Origin of the sequence: Streptomyces sp. NPDC002838 (assembly GCF_040295365.1) — a bacterium.
GTDB lineage: Bacteria > Actinomycetota > Actinomycetes > Streptomycetales > Streptomycetaceae > Streptomyces.
In genome coordinates, this window is sequence record NZ_JBEOVF010000005.1 from 158,128 (window position 1) to 178,125 (window position 19,998).

Here is a 19,998-nt window from a genome sequence, read left to right on the forward strand (position 1 = left end):
AAGGCTGACTCCGGCCAAGGCTGACTCCGGCCAAGGCCACGGACGCCTAGGGCACGCGTGCGATCAAGTAGCGGAACACGTTCGGCATCCACACCGTGCCGTCCCGGCGCTGATGGGGATGCAGGGACTCCGTCAGCTCCTTGTCCACCTGTTCCTGGTCCGTCGCGGAGATCGCCGTGTCGAAGAGCCCCGTCGACAGCAGCCCGCGTACGGCGCTGTCGAGGTCGGCGTACCCGAAGGGGCAGGCGACCCGGCCGGAGCCGTCCGGCTTGAGGCCGGCCCGCTGGGCGACCTCCTCCAGGTCGTCCCGGAGGGCGGGGCGCCAACTGCCCGTGCCGCGCAGCGGATCCGCCAGCTTGGTGGCCACCCGCAGCACCGACGACGTGGCGCAACGCTCCGGCGGACCCCAGCCGGCCAGCACCACGGGCGCCCCGCGCTCGGCGAGCGGCGTCGCCGAGGCGAGCAGTTCCCCGAGCCCCTCCGAGTCGCCCGCGAGACACCCGATGGGCTCGAAGGAGGTCACCACGGTGTACGCGGGAGCCTTGGCGTCGGCCGCGTCCCGGAGTGAACCGTCGACGAGCCGGGTCTCGGCACGCGCGCGCGTGCCCCACGCCTGAGGCACCAGCCGCTCGCGCGCGAGGGCGAGCCGTTCGGGCGACGAGGAGTCGACACCGGTGACCGCGGCTCCTCTGGACGCCGCCATGAGCAGGGCCAGCCCGGAACCGCAGCCGAGGCCCAACAGCCGCGTGGCGGGGCCCACTTCCAGTCGCTCGTAGACGGCCTCGTAGAGCGGTACCAGCATCCGCTCCTGGATCTCGGACCAGTCACGCGCGCGTGCGCCCAGGTCCAGGCGGGGTGTCTTTCCCGCATGGGACAGGCGTTGCCGCACGAGCGTAGGTGTCATCAAAGCGCCCCAATCCGCCGAGAGTTTCCCCTGTGCCCGTTTCCGTAGCCCCCGTGACGTGCGCTCGCACTCCCCCCGTATGTCCCCCGTATGCCAGGTAACTCCGCACTCGAGCCCGCGTCCAGGGGTTGTCGGTCCTTCCTTGTGGCTTCCCTGTGCGAGTGGCGAGAATTCACATTCCGGCAACGCGGGCCCGTACCATCTCGCCATGGCAAAGGCACCCGTTCTCACGCCCCAGGCGGACGACTTTCCGCGCTGGTACCAGGATCTGATCAACAAGGCCGAACTGGCCGACAACGGTCCGGTGCGCGGCACCATGGTCATCCGACCGTACGGGTACGGGCTGTGGGAGCGGATGCAGGCCGAGATGGACGCCCGCATCAAGGAGACGGGCACCCAGAACGCGTACTTTCCGCTGCTGATCCCGCAGTCGTACCTCACGCGCGAGGCGGACCACGTCGAGGGCTTCGCGCCCGAGCTCGCGGTGGTCACCCATGGTGGCGGCAAGGAACTCGAAGAGCCCGCAGTCGTCCGCCCCACCTCCGAGATGATCATCAACGACTACTTCTCGAAGTGGGTGCAGAGCTACCGCGACCTGCCGTTGCTGATCAACCAGTGGGCGAACGTGGTGCGTTGGGAGCTCAGGCCGCGCCTCTTCCTCCGTACGACCGAATTCCTCTGGCAGGAGGGGCACACGGCGCACGCCACGCAGGAGGAGGCGCGCGACTTCGCCGCGCACATCCATCGCAAGGTCTATGAGGACTTCATGGTGAACGTCCTCGCGATGGACGTCGTTCCCGGCCGCAAGACCGTCAAGGAGCGGTTCGCCGGCGCCATCAACACCCTCACACTCGAGGGCATGATGGGCGACGGCAAAGCCCTTCAGATGGCCACCAGCCATGAGCTGGGCCAGAACTTCGCCAAGGCGTTCAACACCCAGTACCTGTCGAAGGACGGCACTCAGGAACTGGTGTGGCAGACCTCCTGGGGCTCGACGACCCGCATGATCGGCGCCCTGGTGATGATGCACGGCGACGACAACGGCCTTCGTGTCCCGCCGCGCCTGGCGCAGATCCAGGTAGTCGTCCTCGCGATCAAGGGTGACGACGCGGTTCTGGCCAAGGTCCGCGAAATCGGTGATCAGCTGAAGGCGGCCGGCCTCCGGGTCCACGTCGACGACCGCACCGACACCCCGTTCGGTCGCCGAGCCGTCGACTGGGAGCTCAAGGGCGTGCCCGTACGGATCGAGGTCGGCCCCCGTGACCTGGAGAGCGGCACGGCGATGCTGGCGCGGCGCATCCCGGGCGGCAAGGAGCCGGTGTCGCTGGACTCCGTCGTCGGTCTCCTCCCCGCCGTCCTCGAGGAGGACCAGGCGCTGCTGCTGTCCCAGTCCCGGGAACGCCGCGAGTCCCGTACGTCCGACGTGTCGACGATCGACGAGGCGGTCGAGGCCGCCACCGCCGGCCGCTGGGCGCGTATCCCCTGGGCGGCGCTCGGCGAAGAAGGCGAGGCCAAGCTGGGTGAGCACGCGGTGACCGTACGGTGTCTGGTCGCCGAGGACGGGGCGGTGCCCGACGCCGACGACGCACCCGGTAACGTCGCGGTCGTGGCGCGCGCTTACTGAGGTGACGCCCTTCCGGTGCCAGAGCGACCGAAAGGCCTCTTGCGCATCCGCCGACCACAGCCGCACCGGCGCGTGGACAGGGTCTACGCGCTGGGGCGTACGTCAGGCTACGCACCACCTTGGTACGAGCTGTGAGGCTTCTCCGCAGATCAGCGCACCCGCCCTCGTCAGGACGCATCAGCGGCAACTGACGGGTACGTGCAAATTATTTGGGATGCCCCGGAATCGGAACACTGGGGCACCCCGGCTCGTTGTCATTACGTGAGCACGACACAGACACCACCTGTTCTCGCCGCAGAGCTGGCACAGGCGTGGGCCGACATTCAGCGGTACCACCCCGAGCTGCCGGACCTTGCCGCGCCAGAGTCCCTGATCGGGGAGTCGTCGTCCGCGTGCGGTCACGAGCTCTCCTTCGAGCGACTGCTTCACGAGGCAGTCCATGGCATCGCCGCCGCGCGCGGCATCCGCGACACCTCCCGTGCCGGCCGCTACCACAACCGCAGATTCCTCGCCATCGCCGAGGAGCTGGGCCTGGACCACCCCGAGGAGCCGCACCCCAGCAGCGGCTTCTCCCTGGTCACGCTCACCCCCGAGGCGAAGCGGCGCTACCGTCCGACCATCGAGCGCCTTCAGCGCGCCCTCAAGGCCCACACGGCCGCGACCGCCGCCGACACCGCACGTTCGTTCCGCGGCCCGGCGGCCCGCCACGGCTCCTCCGGCGGCGGCGTTCGCGTCAAGGCGGTCTGCGACTGCGGCCGCAATGTGCGCGTCGTCCCGTCGGTCCTGGCCCAGGCACCGATCGTGTGCGGCGGCTGTGGAAAGCCGTTCCGGATTCCGGAGGTCGTGGGCGCGGCGGCGAGCTGACTGCCTTCCCGGCATCTCGTGGGTGCCGGACGAGCAGAGCGGGTGTGCCGTTGCGGTCGACTCGGACAGCTGCGGGCAGTCGTGCCGCTGGGGCGGCACGGGTGGGCGCAGCGGCACCCCGCCCGCGCCGGGTTGCGCCACGAACCCGACGGCACCCGAAACGCCGGGTGCCCCTCAAGGCTGCCCAGCTCCACGCCCCCTCGGTCCAAGGCGACCCGCAGGGTATGGCAGAATGGCTAGCTGTACTCGACAGCCGCACAGGAACCCTCTCGCCTCCGGCTGACGCGTCCATCGGGCACTCGGGTACCGCAACCCCACGCGGCCATCTCGCCGTGCCCAACCACGTCAAAACCAGGAGAACCCACTCCCGTGGCAGTCAAGATCAAGCTGAAGCGTCTGGGCAAGATCCGTTCGCCTCACTACCGCATCGTCGTCGCCGACTCCCGCACGCGCCGTGACGGGCGTGCGATCGAGGAGATCGGCCTGTACCACCCGGTGCAGAACCCCTCGCGCATCGAGGTCAACGCCGACCGCGTGGCGTACTGGCTCTCCGTCGGCGCCCAGCCGACCGAGCCCGTGCTCGCGATCCTCAAGAAGACCGGCGACTGGCAGAAGTACAAGGGCGAGCCCGCCCCGCCCCCGCTGCTGCAGCCGGCCGAGAAGGCCACGCGCCCGTCGTTCGAGGCCCTCGGTGGCGAAGACGAGGGCAAGGGTGAGGCGATCACCCAGAAGAAGAAGGCTGAGAAGAAGGACGAGGCCCCGGCTGAGTCGTCTTCGTCTGAGTCGACCGAGGCCTGAGCATGCTCGAGGAGGCTCTCGAGCACCTCGTGAAGGGCATCGTCGACAACCCTGACGATGTGCAAGTTGCCTCGCGCAACCTGCGTCGCGGGCGTGTACTGGAGGTCAGGGTCCACCCCGACGACCTCGGTAAGGTGATCGGCCGCAACGGCCGCACCGCACGCGCTCTGCGCACCGTCGTGGGCGCCATCGGCGGCCGCGGTGTCCGCGTCGACCTCGTCGACGTCGATCACGTCCGCTGACGCCAAACGCAGCACCGGCTCGGGCCGGGGAGGGCCACTGGGCCGTCCCCGGCCCGTAGTCGTTACGGGTTTCGTCAAGCGTCGCCACCCGTCGTTACGACAGGAGATCTTCGAAAAGTGCAGCTCGTAGTCGCACGGATCGGCCGTGCCCACGGCATCAAGGGCGAGGTCACCGTCGAGGTCCGCACCGACGAGCCCGAACTGCGGCTCGCACCCGGCGCCGTACTGGCCACCGAACCCGCCTCGACGGGCCCGCTCACCATCGAGGCCGGCCGGGTGCACAGCGGTCGGCTGCTCCTGCGCTTCGAGGGCGTCCGCGACCGCACCGCCGCCGAGGCGTTGCGCAACACCCTCCTGATCGCCGAGGTCGACCCGGAGGAGCTCCCCGAGGAAGAGGACGAGTACTACGACCACCAGCTGATCGACCTGGACGTGGTGACCAAGGACGGCGTGGAGGTCGGCCGGATCACCGAGATCTCGCACCTGCCCTCCCAGGACCTCTTCATCGTCGAGCGGGCCGACGGGAGCGAGGTGATGATCCCCTTCGTGGAGAAGATCGTCACCGAGATCGACCTTCAGGAGCAGCGCGCGGTCATCGACCCGCCGCCGGGACTCATCGACGACCAGGCTGACGAAGTCGCTGATGGACACAGCACGTCCTCCAGGGACTCGGCAGGGGACGAGGCGTAATGCGGCTCGACGTCGTCACGATTTTCCCCGAGTACCTGGAGCCGCTGAACGTCTCCCTGGTCGGCAAGGCACGCGCGCGTGGACAGCTGAACGTCCATGTGCACGACCTGCGTACCTGGACCTACGACCGCCACAACACCGTCGACGACACTCCGTACGGCGGCGGCCCCGGCATGGTCATGAAGACCGACCCCTGGGGGGACGCCCTGGACTCCGTCCTGGCGGACGGCTACGAGACCGGACCCGGCCGGCCGGTGCTGGTGGTCCCCACCCCCAGCGGCCGCCCCTTCACCCAGGAACTCGCCGTCGAGCTCTCCGAGCGGCCCTGGCTGATCTTCACGCCGGCCCGTTACGAGGGCATCGACCGGCGTGTCATCGACGAGTACGCGACCCGGATGCCGGTCTACGAGGTGTCCATCGGCGACTACGTGCTCGCCGGCGGCGAGGCGGCCGTACTCGTCGTCACGGAGGCCGTGGCGCGGCTGCTGCCCGGCGTCCTGGGCAACGCCGAGTCGCACCGGGACGACTCCTTCGCGCCCGGCGCCATGGCCAACCTCCTGGAGGGGCCCGTCTACACCAAGCCTCCCCAGTGGCGCGGCCGGGAGATCCCGGACGTGCTGCTCAGCGGCCACCACGGCAAGATCGCCCGCTGGCGCCGGGACGAAGCCCTGAAGCGCACGACCGCCAACCGGCCCGACCTCATCGAGCGCTGCGACCCCAAGGTCTTCGACAAGAAGGACCGCGAGATGCTCTCCATCCTGGGCTGGGCGCCGGACTCGGCGGGGGAGCCGTACGGCCGATTTTGGCGCAGGCCAGAGGCCATGGAAGAATAGGTCGCTGTTGTGCGCCGTCCGGCGTGCGCCCCTGCCACAGGGGGACACGACGCCCGCCCCGACGCGCACGGCCCTCCTTTTCGAACACCTAGTTCCCGTTGATGACCTGTGGCATCAGCGAAGAAAGCAGACGAAATGTCTCACCTGCTCGACTCCGTCGACGCCGCGTCGCTGCGCAGCGACGTCCCGGCCTTCCGTCCGGGCGACACCGTCAACGTCCACGTCCGGGTCATCGAGGGCAACCGCTCCCGTGTGCAGCAGTTCAAGGGCGTAGTCATCCGTCGCCAGGGCGCCGGTGTCCGCGAGACCTTCACGGTCCGCAAGGTCTCCTTCTCCGTCGGCGTCGAGCGCACCTTCCCGGTGCACACCCCGATCGTCGAGAAGATCGAGCTCGTCACCAAGGGCGATGTGCGTCGCGCCAAGCTGTACTACCTGCGCGAGCTGCGCGGCAAGGCCGCGAAGATCAAGGAGAAGCGCGAGAACTGAGCGCTTTTCGGTGGTCACAGCGGGGCCGGATAGCATCTGGCCCCGATGGACACCGAAGCACAGCCGACGGAGCGCGACCGCTCCTCCCGCCCTTCCGATGCCGAGGAGACCTCGGACACAGAGGGACCGGAGGGCCGGTCGCGTTTCGCGTTCGTGTCGCGGGCCGCCGAGTGGCTCCCCGGCGGGCGGATCACCTTGAGCCTGCTGGTCTTCCTGATGTTCCTGCTGCTGCTCAGCAACTTCGTGCTGCAGCCGTTCCAGATTCCCAGCGGATCCATGGAGCGCGGATTGAGGATCGGCGACCGCGTTCTCGTAAATAAGTTGGCGTACCGTTTCGGTGCCGAGCCGCGGCGCGGCGATGTTGTCGTGTTCGACGGAACTGGGTATTTCGGGGACGCGGACTACATCAAACGCGTTGTCGGTGTGGGGGGAGACCACGTGGTCTGCTGTGACGAGGAGGGGAGGATCGAGGTGAACGGCCGGTCGGTCGACGAGTCGACGTTCCTGTACCCCGGCGACAGCCCGTCCACGGTGCCCTTCGACGTCGTCGTGCCTCAGGACACCCTGTTCGTCCTCGGCGACCACCGCAGCGAATCCAGCGACTCCCGCGACCATCTGGGCTCACCCGGCGGCGGCATGATCCCCGTCGACGACGTCATCGGACGGGCCGACTGGATCGTCTGGCCCGTCGGCCACTTCACCCGCATCCACGGCTCCGGCGCCTACGCGCGCGTGCCCAGCGCCCCGGAGGCGAAGCCCCCAAGAGCGGTGGGCGCCCATGGGTAACCGTGGCAAACCGCGCGGCATGTCCGGTGGTGCGGCCGACAATCTGCTGCCCACCGGCGCCCGGCGGGCAGCCGCCGGTCCGGGCGGGGGACGCAGCCGTGCCGAGCGGCGCAAGCTCCAGCGCAAGGTCAAGCGACGGCGCAGGCGCAGCGCGATGAAGGAGATACCCCTCCTCGTCGGCGTCGCGGTGCTCATAGCCCTCGTCCTGAAGACCTTCCTCGTCCAGGCGTTCGTGATCCCGTCCGGCTCCATGGAGCAGACGATCCAGATCGGCGACCGGGTTCTGGTCGACAAGTTCACCCCGTGGTTCGGCTCCAAGCCGCAGCGGGGGGACGTCGTCGTTTTCAAGGACCCCGGCGGCTGGCTCCGCGACGAGCAGCCCACCACGAAGCAGGACGACCCGATCGTCGTCAAGCAGGTCAAGGAGGCGCTCACCTTCATCGGCCTGCTGCCGTCCGACAACGAGAAGGACCTGATCAAGCGGGTCGTCGGTGTCGGCGGCGACCGCGTCAAGTGCTGTGACACGCAAGGGCGCGTCACCGTCAACGGCGTACCCCTGAACGAGGACTATCTGTATCCCGGCAACGCTCCTTCCGTGCAACCGTTCGAGATCACCGTGCCGGCGGGCCGGCTGTGGGTGATGGGCGACCACCGATCCAACTCCGCGGACTCCCGATCGCACCAGGACACCGACTACGGCGGCACGGTCTCCGAGGACTCCGTGGTCGGGCGGGCCATGGTCATTGCCTGGCCCTTCGGTCACTGGAGCACCCTGGAAGAACCGAAAACCTATGCTTCCGTGTCCGACTCGGGGTCCGGGACGACCGCGTCTCCCCAGCTGTCGCTTAGGGTTGCTACCGACGATCCGAACGGAACGATCCAACTCCCGAGCCCTGCGGAACTCCCGCTCGTTATGGGAGTGGTGGGCCTGCGCCGGACATGGGGCAGGCGGCGGCACAGAGTAAGGAGTTGGCGTGGGGGATGTGGCGGTTGGCGCACGGTCCGGACACGACGGCGAGGAGCACCGCGGACGCCCCGTGGAATCAGCCGTCCCGGCCGCGGACAGCGCCGTGACCTCCGGGAATGACTCCGGGGCAGCGGAGGACGGCACGGTGAGGGGCGACGAGCCCGGGCCGGAGGGCCCCGGGGACCAGGGGCCCGGAGGGCCGGGCGGCTCGTCCCCCCAGCCGAAGAAGCCGCGCTCCTTCTGGAAGGAGCTGCCCATCCTGATCGGCATCGCGCTGGTGCTGGCGCTGCTGATCAAGACCTTCCTGGTGCAGGCGTTCTCCATCCCCTCCGACTCGATGCAGAACACCCTCCAGCAGGGTGACCGCGTCCTGGTCGACAAGCTCACCCCCTGGTTCGGCTCCGAGCCCGAGCGCGGTGAGGTCGTCGTCTTCCACGACCCCGACAACTGGCTGGCGGGCGAGCCGACGACCAACCCGAACGCGGTGCAGACGTTCCTCAGCTGGATCGGCCTGATGCCGTCCCCGTCGGAGAAGGACCTCATCAAGCGGGTCATCGGCGTCGGCGGCGACACCGTCTCCTGCAAGGGCACCGGCCCGCTGATGGTCAACGGCAAGGCGCTGGACGAGACGTCGTACATCTACCCCGGCAACACGCCGTGCAGCGTCGACGACCAGGGCGGCCAGTTCACGGTGAAGGTCCCCGAAGGCTCCATCTGGGTCATGGGTGACCACCGGCAGAACTCGCGGGACTCCCGCTACAACCAGTCGGACGAGCACAAGGGCATGGTTCCGGTGAACGAGGTCGTCGGCCGCGCCATCGTCAAGGCCTGGCCGATCAACCGCTGGGACACCCTGCCGGTCCCCGACACCTTCGACCAGTCCGGCCTGAACAACCAGGCGTCGGCCGATCTGACGGTCGCGCCCCAGGGGCTCGCCTTCGCCGGTGTCGTGCCGGTGGCGCTGTGGCGTCGTAGGAGGATCGCCGCCGCCGAGACGCGCTGAGCGGCACGATCTCCTACGGTCAAGGCTCGTTAAACCTTCGTGCGGCTTGTGACCTTGGCCGGTCCGGAAGGGCTGACCGGGTCAGGTACCGCCGGGTAGGGTGCGGACCCATGGGTGGCGAGAGCACGACGCGTACGGCCCCGCGCAGCGGCGGCACAGACAGAGGCCCGGTGGGCAGCCGGACCGGACAGCGACTGTCCGGGCTGGCCGTCGCGCTGGGCCTTGTGCTGTTTCTCGGGGGATTCGCCTGGGGAGCGGTCGCCTACCGGCCGTACACCGTGCCCACCGGTTCGATGACGCCCACGATCGACGCCGGCGACCGGGTGCTGGCCCAGCGCGTGGACGGTGACGAGGTGCGCCGCGGTGACGTCGTGGTCTTCGAGGACACGAACTGGGTGACCAATGCCGCCGTGGTCAAGCGCGTGGTCGCCGTCGGCGGCGACACGGTGTCCTGCTGCACCGACGGCAAGCTGACCGTCAACGGCAAGCAGATCGACGAACCGTATCTGCCCGAGGGAAGCGCCGCCGAGATCACGAACTTCCCGGCCGTGACGGTACCCAAGGGGCGGCTGTTCCTGCTGGGCGACGAGCGCCAGGGCTCCCTCGACTCCACCGCCCACCTCACGGACGCCGCGCGCGGCACCGTCTCGACCAGTGCCGTCACCGGCCGTGTCGACGCCGTCGTATGGCCCATGAACGGCATGCTCGAGCGGCCGACGGGCTTCGAGACGCTCGGGGCCCTGTCCACGCCGGGACCGCTGCGTACGATCGGCGTGCTGATCGTCGTCGGGGCCGCGCTGGTCCTCGGCGGCGGAGCGTACGGCCCGATCGCCAAGCGGCTGGGCAGCCGCTCCCGGACGCGTACGGAGCTCGCCGGTGCCCGCTGAGGCGGACTCGTACGCGGGCGGGTTGCGCAAGGTCGCCCGGGTGGTGCTGCTGGACCCCGAGGACCGCATCCTGCTGCTGCACGGCCACGAGCCGGACGATCCGGCCGACGACTGGTGGTTCACGCCCGGCGGCGGCGTGGAGGGCGACGAGACTCGTGAAGAAGCCGCGCTCAGGGAACTCGAGGAGGAGACCGGCATCACCGAGGTCGAACTCGGCCCGGTGCTGTGGCGGCGGATGTGCTCCTTCCCGTTCGCGGGTCGCCGGTGGGACCAGGACGAGTGGTACTACCTGGCCCGTACGACCTCGACGATCCGGACGCAGCTCCAGGCGGCGGGCCTGACCGAACTGGAGCGGCGCAGTGTCGCCGGAGCACGCTGGTGGACGTGTCAGGAACTGACCCGGGCACATGAGACGGTGTATCCGACCAGACTCGCCGAGCTGCTGCGCAGGCTGCTCGACGAAGGTCCCCCGGCCGGGCCCGTGACTCTGGACACCGAAATCGTCTAGGGGCTCACGGGACTGGCGCACAATGGGGGGATCGCACGGCTGAAGGGGAACATGCCATGAGCGCCGAGGACCTCGAGAAGTACGAGACCGAGATGGAGCTCAAGCTCTATCGGGAGTACCGCGATGTCGTCGGTCTGTTCAAGTACGTGATCGAGACCGAACGGCGCTTCTACCTGACCAACGACTACGAGATGCAGGTGCACTCGGTCCAGGGTGAGGTGTTCTTCGAGGTGTCCATGGCGGATGCCTGGGTGTGGGACATGTACCGGCCGGCTCGCTTCGTGAAGCAGGTGCGGGTGCTCACATTCAAGGACGTGAACATCGAGGAGCTGAACAAGAGCGATCTGGAGTTGCCGGGTGGGTGAGCGTCCCCTGTGAGGGTGACGAGGTTTTCCACAACCGCTGAGTAGTCCACCAAGATCCACTTCATGCGGTCGGATGCGTGACGGTTGGCGCCGGAGGTGGTGCCGACATGAACGCACATCTGGCACGCAGTGCACTCGGCAAGTACGGCGAGACGCTGGCCGCGCGGCGGCTGGTCGAGGCCGGGATGACGGTCCTGGAGCGCAACTGGCGCTGCGGCAGGGCGGGAGAGATCGACATCGTGGCCCGGGACGGCGACGTCCTGGTCGTCTGCGAGGTCAAGACACGCCGGACGGGTGCCTTCGAGCACCCGATGGCCGCGGTGACCCCCGACAAGGCGGAACGGCTGCGAGGCCTCGCCGAACGCTGGATCCACGCCCACGGAGGGGCACCGCCGGGAGGCGTCCGCATCGACCTGGTCGGCGTGATCCTGCCCCGGCGCGGGGCGGCCGTGGTCGAGCACGTGCGGGGGGTGGCCTGAGATGGGTTTCGCACGTACGTGCGCGGTGGCGCTGGTGGGCGTCGAGGGCGTGGTGGTCGAGGTCCAGGCCGACCTGGAACCGGGGCTCGCGGCGTTCACGCTGGTGGGGCTGCCGGACAAGAGCCTGACGGAGAGCCGGGACCGGGTGCGGGCCGCGGTGGTCAATTCCGGGGCCGAGTGGCCGCAGAAGAAGCTGACGGTGGGGCTCAGCCCGGCGTCCGTGCCCAAGGCGGGCTCGGGTTTCGACCTCGCCGTCGCCTGTGCCGTCCTCGGCGCCGCCGAGCGGATCGATCCCCGGGTGCTCGCCGACATCGTGATGATCGGCGAGCTGGGCCTCGACGGACGGGTACGGCCGGTCCGGGGCATCCTCCCGGCCGTGCTGGCCGCGGCCGACGCCGGCTATGAGCAGGTCGTGGTGCCCGAGTGCGCCGCCGCCGAGGCGTCCCTCGTGCCCGGCGTGTCCGTCCTGGGGGTGCGCAGCCTGCGGCAGCTGATCGCGGTCCTCGCGGACGAGCCCGTGCCCGAGGAGGAGCCGGACGAGACGGGCCGGCCCGACCCGCTCCTCGCCGGACTGCGGGTGCCGGGCACGGGCGCGGCCACGGGCATGCACAGCATGGGCGCCGCCCAGCTCGACCAGGGCCACGACCTCGCCGACGTGGTGGGCCAGCTCTCGGCCCGTACGGCGGTGGAGGTCGCCGCCGCGGGCGGTCACCACCTGTTCCTCGAGGGGCCGCCCGGAGCCGGGAAGACGATGCTCGCGGAGCGGCTGCCCGCGATCCTGCCCCGGCTCGGCCGGGAGGAGTCCCTGGAAGTCACGGCGGTGCACTCGGTGGCGGGCCTGCTGCCCCCGGGCAAGCCTCTGATCGACGTCGCCCCCTACTGTGCCCCGCACCACTCGGCGACGATGCAGGCGCTGGTCGGCGGTGGCCCCGGCATCGCCCGGCCCGGGGCGGTCTCGCTGTCCCACCGGGGCGTTCTCTTCCTGGACGAGACGCCGGAGTTCAACAGCCAGGCTCTGGACGCCCTCCGGCAGCCCCTGGAGGCGGGGCACGTCGTCATCGCGCGCAGTGCGGGTGTCGTGCGCTTCCCGGCGAAGTTCCTGATGGTGCTCGCGGCCAACCCCTGCCCGTGCGGCCGCTTCTCCCGGACGGACGACCTGTGCGAGTGCCCGCCCTCCGCGGTCCGGCGCTACCAGGCCAGGCTGTCCGGCCCGCTGCTCGACCGGGTCGACCTGCGTGTCGAGGTGGACCGTGTCACGCGCGCCGCGCTGACCGAGCGCGGCGCCCGGGGGGAGTCGACGGCGGCGGTGGCCGACCGGGTTCGGGAGGCGAGGGCCCGAGCGGCGAACCGCCTGGTGGGCACCCCGTGGCGTACGAACAGCGAGGTCCCCGGACGCGAACTGCGCAGCCGCTGGTATGCCGCGCCCGGCGCCATGGACGAAGCGGAGCGGAACCTGGAGCGGGGTGTGCTGACCGCTCGCGGGCTCGATCGGGTCCTGCGCGTGGCCTGGACCGTCGCCGACCTCGTCGGCCACGACCGTCCCGACGCGACGGACGTCGCCCTGGCCCTGCAACTGCGCACGGGAGTGCCGCGAGGCGTCCCCATGGCCATCGGGGCGCTGACGTGAACGGCGGCGACGATCCGGACGGCGAACTGCTCGGCCGTGTCTTTCTCACCCGTGTCATCGAGCCCGGCGACGAGGTCGCCGGACGGTGGGTGCGGGAGCTCGGGGTGGGGGCGGTGGCTCGGCGGCTGCGGGAAGGAGGCGTGGCCCTGCCGGGCGTGAGTGACAAGCGGTGGGCGGGGTTGCTGGCCCGGGCCGGGCGGGCCGAGCCTCGCAGGGATCTCGCCGTCGCGCGGAACGCCGGGGTGCGGTTCGTCCGTCCGGGGGACGGCGAGTGGCCGGGGCAGCTCGATGATCTGGGGGACGCGCGGCCCCTGGGCCTGTGGGTGCGCGGTCGGGCCAGTCTGCGGATGTGGGCACTGCGGTCCGTGGCCGTCGTGGGCGCCCGCGCCTGCACGGAGTACGGCGCCCACATGGCGGCCACCCTCGCCGCCGGCCTCGCCGAGCGCGGCTGGGTCGTGGTGTCCGGCGGTGCCTACGGGGTCGACGGTGCCGCCCACCGCGGCGCTTTGAGCGCGGGCGGCGCCACCGTCGCCGTCCTGGCCTGCGGCGTCGACCGGCCCTATCCGCGCGGACACACACAGCTGATCACCAGGATCGCGGAACAGGGCCTCGTGGTCGGGGAGCTGCCGCCCGGTGATCACCCGACGCCCAGCAGATTCGTGCTACGGAACCGGGTGATCGCCGCGCTCACCCGGGGCACCGTGGTCGTCGAGGCCGCGTATCGGAGCGGTTCGCTGGTCACGGCACGTGCGGCACAGCGGTTGGGCCGCCACACGATGGGGGTGCCCGGCCCGGCCACCAGCGGGCTCTCGGCCGGCGTGCACGAGCTGCTGCGCCAGGAGGCGGTGCTGGTCACGGATGCCGCGGAGGTCGTCGAACTGGTCGGCGACATGGGAGAGCTGGCGCCCGACCGGCGCGGGCCCGTGCTGCCGCGCGATCTCCTCGAGGCCGCCGCCCGGCGGGTTCTGGCCGCGCTGCCGGGACACCGCCCGGCGACCGCGGACGAGATCGCACGCGGTGCGCAGACCACCCAGGACGACGCGATCGCGAGACTGTACGAACTCCGATCACTTGGTTACGTCGAACGACACGACGACGGCTGGAAGTTGACACGCCAGGCGATGATCTCCGCACGGGGTGATCGGCATGGGTGTTGACCGAGCGTGTTCGGCCGTCCGGGGGAACCCTGACGCCCTTGGGAATTCCGGTAGTTGGCGCGATTCGATGATCACTCAGAGCTACGAATGTGCTGCGTTGGAGCGTTCAGCGGAACGTATCTGCGTACGGGTCGAGCATCGTCCTTCGCGCACCGCGACACTTCAGTCACGCTACGCTCACGTGGATTCCGACGCAGACCGGCATCTCGACAAACAGACCGACACCAGACCGACAGCTCACCCAGGCAGCACTACTTCACGGCAGAACGGCACAAGGCGACGAATGCCCCAGCACACCTCCGGGTCCGACCGGGCGGCGATCCCCTCAGCCGCCCGCGAGGGTGGCAGCGTGCGGCCGCCCGCTCCTTCGACGCTCGACGAGCTGTGGCGGTCGTACAAGGCGACCGGAGACGAGCGGCTGCGCGAGCAGCTGATCCTGCACTACTCGCCGCTGGTGAAGTACGTGGCGGGGCGCGTGAGCGTCGGGCTGCCGCCCAATGTGGAGCAGGCGGACTTCGTGTCGTCGGGGGTGTTCGGGCTGATCGACGCGATCGAGAAGTTCGACATCGACCGGGAGATCAAGTTCGAGACGTACGCGATCACCCGGATCCGGGGCGCGATGATCGACGAGCTTCGGGCCCTGGACTGGATTCCGCGCTCGGTACGGCAGAAGGCGCGCAACGTCGAGCGGGCGTACGCGACGCTCGAGGCGCGGCTCAAGCGGACGCCGTCGGAGGGGGAGGTGGCCGCCGAGATGGGGATCGTGGTGGAAGAGCTCCACGCGGTGTTCAGCCAGTTGTCGCTGGCGAACGTGGTGGCCCTGGAGGAGCTGCTGCACGTCGGCGGTGAGGGCGGCGACCGGCTGAGCCTTATGGACACACTGGAGGACACCGCCGCGGACAATCCGGTCGAGGTGGCGGAGGACCGGGAGCTGCGGAGGTTTCTGGCGCGGGCGATCAACACGCTGCCGGAGCGGGAGAAGACCGTGGTCACGCTGTACTACTACGAGGGGCTCACGCTCGCCGAGATCGGGAACGTACTGGGGGTGACCGAGAGCCGGGTGAGTCAGATCCACACCAAGTCCGTGCTCCAGTTGCGGGCGAAGCTGGCGAGTTTCGGTCGCTGATGCGGTGGGAGTCACTGCCGTCGGGGGCGGCGCGTCCGTAAAGTGATTGACGTGCCAAGGATTCGAGCGGCCTCCGTGGCCGAGCACCGGTCGATGCAGCGAGCCGCCCTGCTGGACGCGGCTCGTTCCCTGCTGTCCGATGGCGGGACGGAGGCGCTGACCTTTCCCGCTCTCGCCGAGCGGACGGGACTCGCCCGATCGTCCGTCTACGAGTACTTCCGGTCGCGGGCCGCCGTGGTCGAGGAGCTGTGCGAAGTCGACTTCCCGGTCTGGGCGGCGGAGGTTTCCGCGGGGATGGAGCAGGCCTCGACGCCCGAGGGCAAGGTCGAGGCGTATGTGCGGCAGCAGTTGGCCCTGGTCGGGGACCGGCGGCACCGTGCTGTGGTGGCGATCTCGGCGAGTGAGCTCGATGCGGGGGCTCGGGAGAAGATCCGGGCCGCGCATGGGGGGCTGGTGGCGATGATCGTCGAGGCGTTGGGGGAGATGGGGCACGCGCAGCCTCGGATGGCGGCGATGTTGCTGCAGGGGGTTGTGGATGCGGCCGTGCGGAGGATTGAGCTGGGGGTTGCGGAGGAGCCTTCGGTGATCACGGAGGCGGCGGTTTCGATGGCGCTGCGGGGTGTTCAAGGCTGAGCCATGTTGGGCTCGCCTCGGGTGGGTCGCGCAGCCCGGCGCTTACGGGGTGCCGCCTGCGCCCACTCGTGCCGCCCCAGCGGCACGACTGCCCGCAGCTGGGCGGGACCGGCTGCCGCAGCTGGGCGGCTGTGCGGTTATGAAGGCAGCGGTACGCCCAGTACCGGCAGCAACCTCGACGGACCCCGTCGCAGCAGCCACGGTGGCAGCAGTGACAGTGGGTCCAGGTAGGTGTCGCCTCTCCGCAGGCCCCAGTGGACACACCTCGCCGTGCAGTGCGAACCCGTCGGCTCCGCCGTGCCCACCATCTCGCCCACCTCCACCTCGTCCCCCTTCTTCACCGACGCCCGCACCGGCTCGTACGTCGTCCGCAGGGGTGGGTCGCCCGTTCCCGTCAGCTCCACCGAGACGACCCTCTTGCCCCCCACCTGGCCGGCGAAGGACACCCGGCCCGCCGCCACCGCCCGTACCGGTGTCCCGGGAACGGCCGCCAGGTCCACGCCCCGGTGGCCGCGGGCGTAGGGTGTCGGTGGGGGCTCCCAGGTCCGGACGACCTGAGGGCGGATGCCCACGGGCCAGACGCGGCCGATCGCCGGGACAGACGTGTCGGTGCCGGTCGGGGCGACGGTGAGGGGCCGACCGCCCGGTCGGAGCGTGCAGGTCGTCACCGCCACCGCCAGCACCAACAACAACCCGACACACGCATCCACGCATCGTTTCGCTCGCATGCGAGAACCGTCCCGCAGTACGCCTGATCATGGCCGGGACCTGTGGACAACTCCCCGGTTGTGGACAGCGGCGTCACCCGGTGCCCCGCGGGTCCCGTACACTTCCTTTGGCGATCCGGGTCACCGGGTCGACTTCGCACGCCCCGACACCGGGTCGGTTCACCGGCCGGTGTCAGCGCTCCTCGGTCCTTCGCGGCACGGCGCACGCGGGCGTCAGGCGCGAGTGCTATCCGGCACTCGCGGCACAACCGAGAAACTCAAGGAGAACGGCCATGGCCGTCGTCACGATGCGGGAGCTGCTGGAAAGCGGCGTCCACTTCGGTCACCAGACCCGTCGCTGGAACCCGAAGATGAAGCGGTTCATCTTCACCGAGCGCAACGGCATCTACATCATCGACCTGCTCCAGTCGCTGTCGTACATCGACCGCGCCTACGAGTTCGTCAAGGAGACCGTCGCCCACGGCGGCACGGTCATGTTCGTCGGTACGAAGAAGCAGGCGCAGGAGGCCATCGCCGAGCAGGCCACCCGCGTCGGCATGCCCTACGTCAACCAGCGCTGGCTGGGCGGCATGCTCACCAACTTCTCGACCGTCTACAAGCGTCTGCAGCGCCTCAAGGAGCTCGAGCAGATCGACTTCGAGGACGTCGCCGCGTCGGGTCTGACCAAGAAGGAGCTTCTCGTGCTCTCGCGCGAGAAGGCCAAGCTGGAGAAGACCCTCGGCGGTATCCGCGAGATGCAGAAGGTGCCCAGCGCCGTCTGGATCGTGGACACCAAGAAGGAGCACATCGCGGTCGGCGAGGCCCGGAAGCTCAACATCCCGGTCGTCGCCATCCTCGACACCAACTGCGACCCCGACGAGGTCGACTACAAGATCCCGGGCAACGACGACGCGATCCGCTCCGTCACCCTGCTCACCCGTGTGATCGCGGACGCGGTCGCCGAGGGTCTCATCTCCCGCTCCGGTGTCGCCACCGAGGGCAAGGGCGAGAAGGCCGCGGGCGAGCCGCTCGCCGAGTGGGAGCGCGACCTGCTCGAGGGCGAGAAGAAGGCGGACGAGGCTGAGAAGCCGGCCGAGGCCGCTGCTGAGGCTCCGGCCGCTGAGGCCCCGGCTACCGAGGCTCCGGCCGCTGAGGCCCCCGCTGCTGAGGCTCCGGCCGCCGCTGAGGCCCCCGCCGCTGAGGCCGCTCCGGCCGCCGAGGGCGAGCAGGCCTGACGACCGACCCGTCAGCGGTGACGGCGGGAGCGGTGACATGAAGACCGCTCCCGCCGTTCACCCGTAGGTCGGCGGCGCGTCACGGCCTTCCCGCTCCATGGAGGCCGCAGACCCCGCAGATCTTCGATCTTCCAGACTTCGAGAAAGATTCACAGACTCATGGCGAACTACACCGCCGCCGACGTCAAGAAGCTCCGCGAGCTCACCGGCGCCGGCATGATGGACTGCAAGAAGGCGCTGGACGAGGCCGAGGGCAACGTCGAGAAGGCCGTCGAGGCGCTCCGCATCAAGGGCCAGAAGGGCGTCGCCAAGCGCGAGGGCCGCTCCGCCGAGAACGGCGCCGTGGTCTCGATCATCGCCGACGACAACTCCTCCGGCGTCCTCGTCGAGCTGAAGTGCGAGACGGACTTCGTCGCCAAGGGTGACAGGTTCCAGGCCGTCGCCACCACGATCGCCGAGCACGTCGCCAAGACCTCCCCGGCCGACCTCGAGGCGCTGCTCGCCTCCGAGATCGAGCCCGGCAAGACCGTCCAGGCGTACGTCGACGAGGCCAACGCCAACCTGGGCGAGAAGATCGTCCTGGACCGCTTCGCGCAGTTCGCGGACGGCTTCGTGACGGCGTACATGCACCGCACCATGCCCGACCTGCCCCCGCAGATCGGTGTCCTCGTCGAGCTCGACAAGCCGAACGCCGAGGTCGCCAAGGGCCTCGCCCAGCACATCGCCGCCTTCGCGCCGAAGTACCTCTCCAAGGAGGACGTGCCGGCCGACGTCGTCGAGGCCGAGCGCCGCATCGCCGAGGAGACCACCCGCGCCGAGGGCAAGCCCGAGGCCGCGATCGCCAAGATCGTCGAGGGTCGTCTCAACGGCTTCTTCAAGGACGCCACGCTGCTCGGTCAGCCGTACGCGCTCGACAACAAGAAGTCGGTCCAGAAGGTTCTGGACGAGGCCGGTGTCACCCTGAAGCGCTTCACGCGCATCAAGGTCGGCATCTGAGTCCGTACGGCGATCGACGCGCGATCCCGATAGGGTCGTATCAGTCGTCCGCGTACGCCCCCACGCACGCGTGCGTGGGGGACGACAGCAGATCTGACGAGGAGGCCATTGCCGCGCATGGGATGCGAACGACACCCCACCGGCAATGGCCTTCTTCGCATGTGCACCACGTGAAAGAGGCGGGATCTCCATGACCACCAAGGCCCAGAAGAGCGACGACGGCAAAGTACGCGGCCGGTTTCTGCTGAAGCTGTCCGGAGAGGCCTTCGCCGGTGGCGGCGGCCTGGGCGTGGACCCTGACGTGGTGCACAAGATCGCCCGCGAGATCGCCGCCGTCGTCCGCGACGGCGCCCAGATCGCGGTCGTCATCGGCGGCGGCAACTTCTTCCGCGGCGCCGAACTGCAGCAGCGCGGCATGGACCGGGCCCGCTCCGACTACATGGGCATGCTCGGCACGGTGATGAACTGCCTCGCCCTCCAGGACTTCCTGGAGAACGAGGGCATCGACAGCCGGGTGCAGACGGCCATCACCATGGGCCAGGTCGCCGAGCCGTACATCCCGCTGCGCGCCGTGCGCCACCTGGAGAAGGGCCGTGTGGTCATCTTCGGCGCCGGTATGGGCATGCCGTACTTCTCCACCGACACCACCGCCGCCCAGCGCGCCCTGGAGATCGACGCCGAGGCGCTGCTGATGGGCAAGAACGGCGTCGACGGGGTCTACGACTCCGACCCGAAGGCCAACCCGGACGCGGTCAAGTTCGACTCCCTCGGCTACGGCGAGGTCATCACCCGCGACCTGAAGGTCGCCGACGCCACCGCCATCACGCTCTGCCGGGACAACAAGCTCCCGATCCTGGTCTTCGAGCTTCTGGCGGAGGGCAATATCGCGCGCGCCGTCAAGGGTGAGAAGATCGGCACGCTCGTGGGTGACCAGGGCAGCCGGGCCTGACGACCCGGGTACCACCCCGTCCGGGGGACGGACGGGACGGAGCCTGACCGGGGGATGGACAATGTCCTGCGGGTCGGGAACCGTGCAGGAAGAAGACGCGACGCAGCCGGCCGCCGCCCCATCAAGGAACCG

Annotated in this window: 23 protein-coding genes; 21 read left to right on the forward strand and 2 right to left on the reverse strand. The window is 69.7% G+C overall.

All coding sequences use genetic code 11. The features are described 5' to 3' along the window. Positions 1 to 46: 46 nt before the first annotated feature. On the reverse strand, positions 47 to 904 hold the full coding sequence (locus ABT063_RS09320; RefSeq protein WP_351056588.1) for an SAM-dependent methyltransferase: 858 nt from the start codon (positions 902 to 904) through the stop codon (positions 47 to 49). A 208-nt stretch (positions 905 to 1,112) separates the two neighbouring features. On the opposite strand from ABT063_RS09320, the gene proS reads away from it, so the two are divergent. From proS to ABT063_RS09410, 18 genes are all read left to right on the forward strand, one after another. Then, a complete protein-coding gene (gene proS, locus ABT063_RS09325; RefSeq protein WP_351056589.1) occupies positions 1,113 to 2,528 on the forward strand; it encodes a proline--tRNA ligase in 1,416 nt (471 codons plus the stop codon). A 261-nt stretch (positions 2,529 to 2,789) separates the two neighbouring features. Beyond that, positions 2,790 to 3,392, forward strand: a complete 603-nt coding sequence (locus tag ABT063_RS09330) for a hypothetical protein (protein WP_351056591.1) — start codon at positions 2,790 to 2,792, stop codon at positions 3,390 to 3,392. A gap of 369 nt (positions 3,393 to 3,761) precedes the next feature. Beyond that, positions 3,762 to 4,190 (forward strand): 30S ribosomal protein S16, encoded by a 429-nt coding sequence (gene rpsP, locus ABT063_RS09335; RefSeq protein ID WP_351056592.1) that lies wholly within the window; start codon positions 3,762 to 3,764, stop codon positions 4,188 to 4,190. Positions 4,191 to 4,192: 2 nt separating this feature from the next. Next, the gene (locus ABT063_RS09340; protein WP_003973401.1) at positions 4,193 to 4,432 is read left to right on the forward strand and encodes an RNA-binding protein; all 240 of its coding nucleotides are present in this window, start codon (positions 4,193 to 4,195) and stop codon (positions 4,430 to 4,432) included. A gap of 117 nt (positions 4,433 to 4,549) precedes the next feature. Next, on the forward strand, positions 4,550 to 5,122 hold the full coding sequence (gene rimM, locus ABT063_RS09345) for a ribosome maturation factor RimM (RefSeq protein ID WP_351056593.1): 573 nt from the start codon (positions 4,550 to 4,552) through the stop codon (positions 5,120 to 5,122). After that, positions 5,122 to 5,955, forward strand: a complete 834-nt coding sequence (gene trmD, locus ABT063_RS09350) for a tRNA (guanosine(37)-N1)-methyltransferase TrmD (RefSeq protein WP_351056594.1) — start codon at positions 5,122 to 5,124, stop codon at positions 5,953 to 5,955. The genes rimM and trmD overlap by 1 nt, the downstream gene beginning before the upstream one ends. 135 nt (positions 5,956 to 6,090) lie before the next feature. After that, the gene (gene rplS, locus ABT063_RS09355) at positions 6,091 to 6,441 is read left to right on the forward strand and encodes a 50S ribosomal protein L19 (protein ID WP_018531094.1); all 351 of its coding nucleotides are present in this window, start codon (positions 6,091 to 6,093) and stop codon (positions 6,439 to 6,441) included. Positions 6,442 to 6,486: 45 nt separating this feature from the next. After that, positions 6,487 to 7,227 (forward strand): signal peptidase I, encoded by a 741-nt coding sequence (lepB, locus tag ABT063_RS09360; protein WP_351056595.1) that lies wholly within the window; start codon positions 6,487 to 6,489, stop codon positions 7,225 to 7,227. Then, entirely contained in the window at positions 7,220 to 8,314 is a 1,095-nt protein-coding gene (gene lepB, locus ABT063_RS09365) for a signal peptidase I (protein ID WP_351056596.1), read from the forward strand. The genes lepB (ABT063_RS09360) and lepB (ABT063_RS09365) overlap by 8 nt, the downstream gene beginning before the upstream one ends. Beyond that, on the forward strand, positions 8,202 to 9,197 hold the full coding sequence (gene lepB / locus ABT063_RS09370) for a signal peptidase I (RefSeq protein ID WP_351056597.1): 996 nt from the start codon (positions 8,202 to 8,204) through the stop codon (positions 9,195 to 9,197). Before lepB (ABT063_RS09365) ends, lepB (ABT063_RS09370) begins: the two co-directional genes overlap by 113 nt. Positions 9,198 to 9,307: 110 nt before the next feature. Further along, positions 9,308 to 10,084 carry a signal peptidase I gene (gene lepB, locus ABT063_RS09375; protein ID WP_351056598.1) on the forward strand — a complete coding sequence of 259 codons (777 nt, stop codon included), beginning with the start codon at positions 9,308 to 9,310 and terminating at the stop codon, positions 10,082 to 10,084. Further along, positions 10,074 to 10,592, forward strand: a complete 519-nt coding sequence (locus ABT063_RS09380; RefSeq protein ID WP_351056599.1) for an NUDIX hydrolase — start codon at positions 10,074 to 10,076, stop codon at positions 10,590 to 10,592. Before lepB (ABT063_RS09375) ends, ABT063_RS09380 begins: the two co-directional genes overlap by 11 nt. Before the next feature lie 56 nt (positions 10,593 to 10,648). Continuing rightward, positions 10,649 to 10,957 (forward strand): DUF2469 domain-containing protein, encoded by a 309-nt coding sequence (locus tag ABT063_RS09385; RefSeq protein WP_003965949.1) that lies wholly within the window; start codon positions 10,649 to 10,651, stop codon positions 10,955 to 10,957. Between the two features lie 107 nt (positions 10,958 to 11,064). Further along, positions 11,065 to 11,436: a YraN family protein gene (locus ABT063_RS09390; protein WP_351056600.1), complete on the forward strand. Its 372-nt coding sequence runs from the start codon at positions 11,065 to 11,067 to the stop codon at positions 11,434 to 11,436. A 1-nt stretch (position 11,437) separates the two neighbouring features. Continuing rightward, a complete protein-coding gene (locus ABT063_RS09395) occupies positions 11,438 to 13,063 on the forward strand; it encodes a YifB family Mg chelatase-like AAA ATPase (protein WP_351056601.1) in 1,626 nt (541 codons plus the stop codon). Beyond that, complete coding sequence (gene dprA, locus ABT063_RS09400) at positions 13,060 to 14,220, forward strand: DNA-processing protein DprA (RefSeq protein WP_351056602.1); 1,161 nt, start codon at positions 13,060 to 13,062, stop codon at positions 14,218 to 14,220. The genes ABT063_RS09395 and dprA overlap by 4 nt, the downstream gene beginning before the upstream one ends. A 283-nt stretch (positions 14,221 to 14,503) precedes the next feature. Further along, positions 14,504 to 15,346 carry an RNA polymerase sigma factor WhiG gene (whiG, locus tag ABT063_RS09405; protein ID WP_351056603.1) on the forward strand — a complete coding sequence of 281 codons (843 nt, stop codon included), beginning with the start codon at positions 14,504 to 14,506 and terminating at the stop codon, positions 15,344 to 15,346. Between the two features lie 75 nt (positions 15,347 to 15,421). Further along, on the forward strand, positions 15,422 to 15,979 hold the full coding sequence (locus ABT063_RS09410) for a TetR/AcrR family transcriptional regulator (RefSeq protein ID WP_351056711.1): 558 nt from the start codon (positions 15,422 to 15,424) through the stop codon (positions 15,977 to 15,979). A gap of 137 nt (positions 15,980 to 16,116) precedes the next feature. Here the strand turns inward: ABT063_RS09410 and ABT063_RS09415 are convergent, their stop codons facing one another. Then, positions 16,117 to 16,707, reverse strand: a complete 591-nt coding sequence (locus ABT063_RS09415; protein WP_351056604.1) for a M23 family metallopeptidase — start codon at positions 16,705 to 16,707, stop codon at positions 16,117 to 16,119. A gap of 272 nt (positions 16,708 to 16,979) precedes the next feature. Between ABT063_RS09415 and rpsB the strand changes: the two genes are divergently transcribed. The 3 genes from rpsB to pyrH all read left to right on the forward strand — a co-directional run bounded on the left by rpsB (position 16,980) and on the right by pyrH (position 19,866). Then, positions 16,980 to 17,921, forward strand: a complete 942-nt coding sequence (gene rpsB / locus ABT063_RS09420) for a 30S ribosomal protein S2 (protein ID WP_351056605.1) — start codon at positions 16,980 to 16,982, stop codon at positions 17,919 to 17,921. A gap of 159 nt (positions 17,922 to 18,080) precedes the next feature. Next, positions 18,081 to 18,917: a translation elongation factor Ts gene (tsf, locus tag ABT063_RS09425; RefSeq protein WP_351056606.1), complete on the forward strand. Its 837-nt coding sequence runs from the start codon at positions 18,081 to 18,083 to the stop codon at positions 18,915 to 18,917. A 190-nt stretch (positions 18,918 to 19,107) separates the two neighbouring features. Next, positions 19,108 to 19,866: a UMP kinase gene (gene pyrH / locus ABT063_RS09430; RefSeq protein WP_351056607.1), complete on the forward strand. Its 759-nt coding sequence runs from the start codon at positions 19,108 to 19,110 to the stop codon at positions 19,864 to 19,866. Positions 19,867 to 19,998: the final 132 nt, after the last annotated feature.

Excerpts from the sequence above, each read along its gene's own strand:
- ABT063_RS09320 (WP_351056588.1), bottom strand. The coding sequence starts at position 904 with ATGACACCTACGCTCGTGCGGCAACGCCTGTCCCATGCGGGAAAGACA.
- proS (WP_351056589.1), top strand. The coding sequence starts at position 1,113 with ATGGCAAAGGCACCCGTTCTCACGCCCCAGGCGGACGACTTTCCGCGC.
- ABT063_RS09340 (WP_003973401.1), top strand. The coding sequence starts at position 4,193 with ATGCTCGAGGAGGCTCTCGAGCACCTCGTGAAGGGCATCGTCGACAAC.
- trmD (WP_351056594.1), top strand. The coding sequence starts at position 5,122 with ATGCGGCTCGACGTCGTCACGATTTTCCCCGAGTACCTGGAGCCGCTG.
- rplS (WP_018531094.1), top strand. The coding sequence starts at position 6,091 with ATGTCTCACCTGCTCGACTCCGTCGACGCCGCGTCGCTGCGCAGCGAC.
- lepB (WP_351056595.1), top strand. The coding sequence starts at position 6,487 with ATGGACACCGAAGCACAGCCGACGGAGCGCGACCGCTCCTCCCGCCCT.
- lepB (WP_351056596.1), top strand. The coding sequence starts at position 7,220 with ATGGGTAACCGTGGCAAACCGCGCGGCATGTCCGGTGGTGCGGCCGAC.
- lepB (WP_351056598.1), top strand. The coding sequence starts at position 9,308 with ATGGGTGGCGAGAGCACGACGCGTACGGCCCCGCGCAGCGGCGGCACA.
- ABT063_RS09385 (WP_003965949.1), top strand. The coding sequence starts at position 10,649 with ATGAGCGCCGAGGACCTCGAGAAGTACGAGACCGAGATGGAGCTCAAG.
- ABT063_RS09390 (WP_351056600.1), top strand. The coding sequence starts at position 11,065 with ATGAACGCACATCTGGCACGCAGTGCACTCGGCAAGTACGGCGAGACG.
- ABT063_RS09395 (WP_351056601.1), top strand. The coding sequence starts at position 11,438 with ATGGGTTTCGCACGTACGTGCGCGGTGGCGCTGGTGGGCGTCGAGGGC.
- whiG (WP_351056603.1), top strand. The coding sequence starts at position 14,504 with ATGCCCCAGCACACCTCCGGGTCCGACCGGGCGGCGATCCCCTCAGCC.
- ABT063_RS09415 (WP_351056604.1), bottom strand. The coding sequence starts at position 16,707 with ATGCGAGCGAAACGATGCGTGGATGCGTGTGTCGGGTTGTTGTTGGTG.
- rpsB (WP_351056605.1), top strand. The coding sequence starts at position 16,980 with ATGGCCGTCGTCACGATGCGGGAGCTGCTGGAAAGCGGCGTCCACTTC.
- tsf (WP_351056606.1), top strand. The coding sequence starts at position 18,081 with ATGGCGAACTACACCGCCGCCGACGTCAAGAAGCTCCGCGAGCTCACC.
- pyrH (WP_351056607.1), top strand. The coding sequence starts at position 19,108 with ATGACCACCAAGGCCCAGAAGAGCGACGACGGCAAAGTACGCGGCCGG.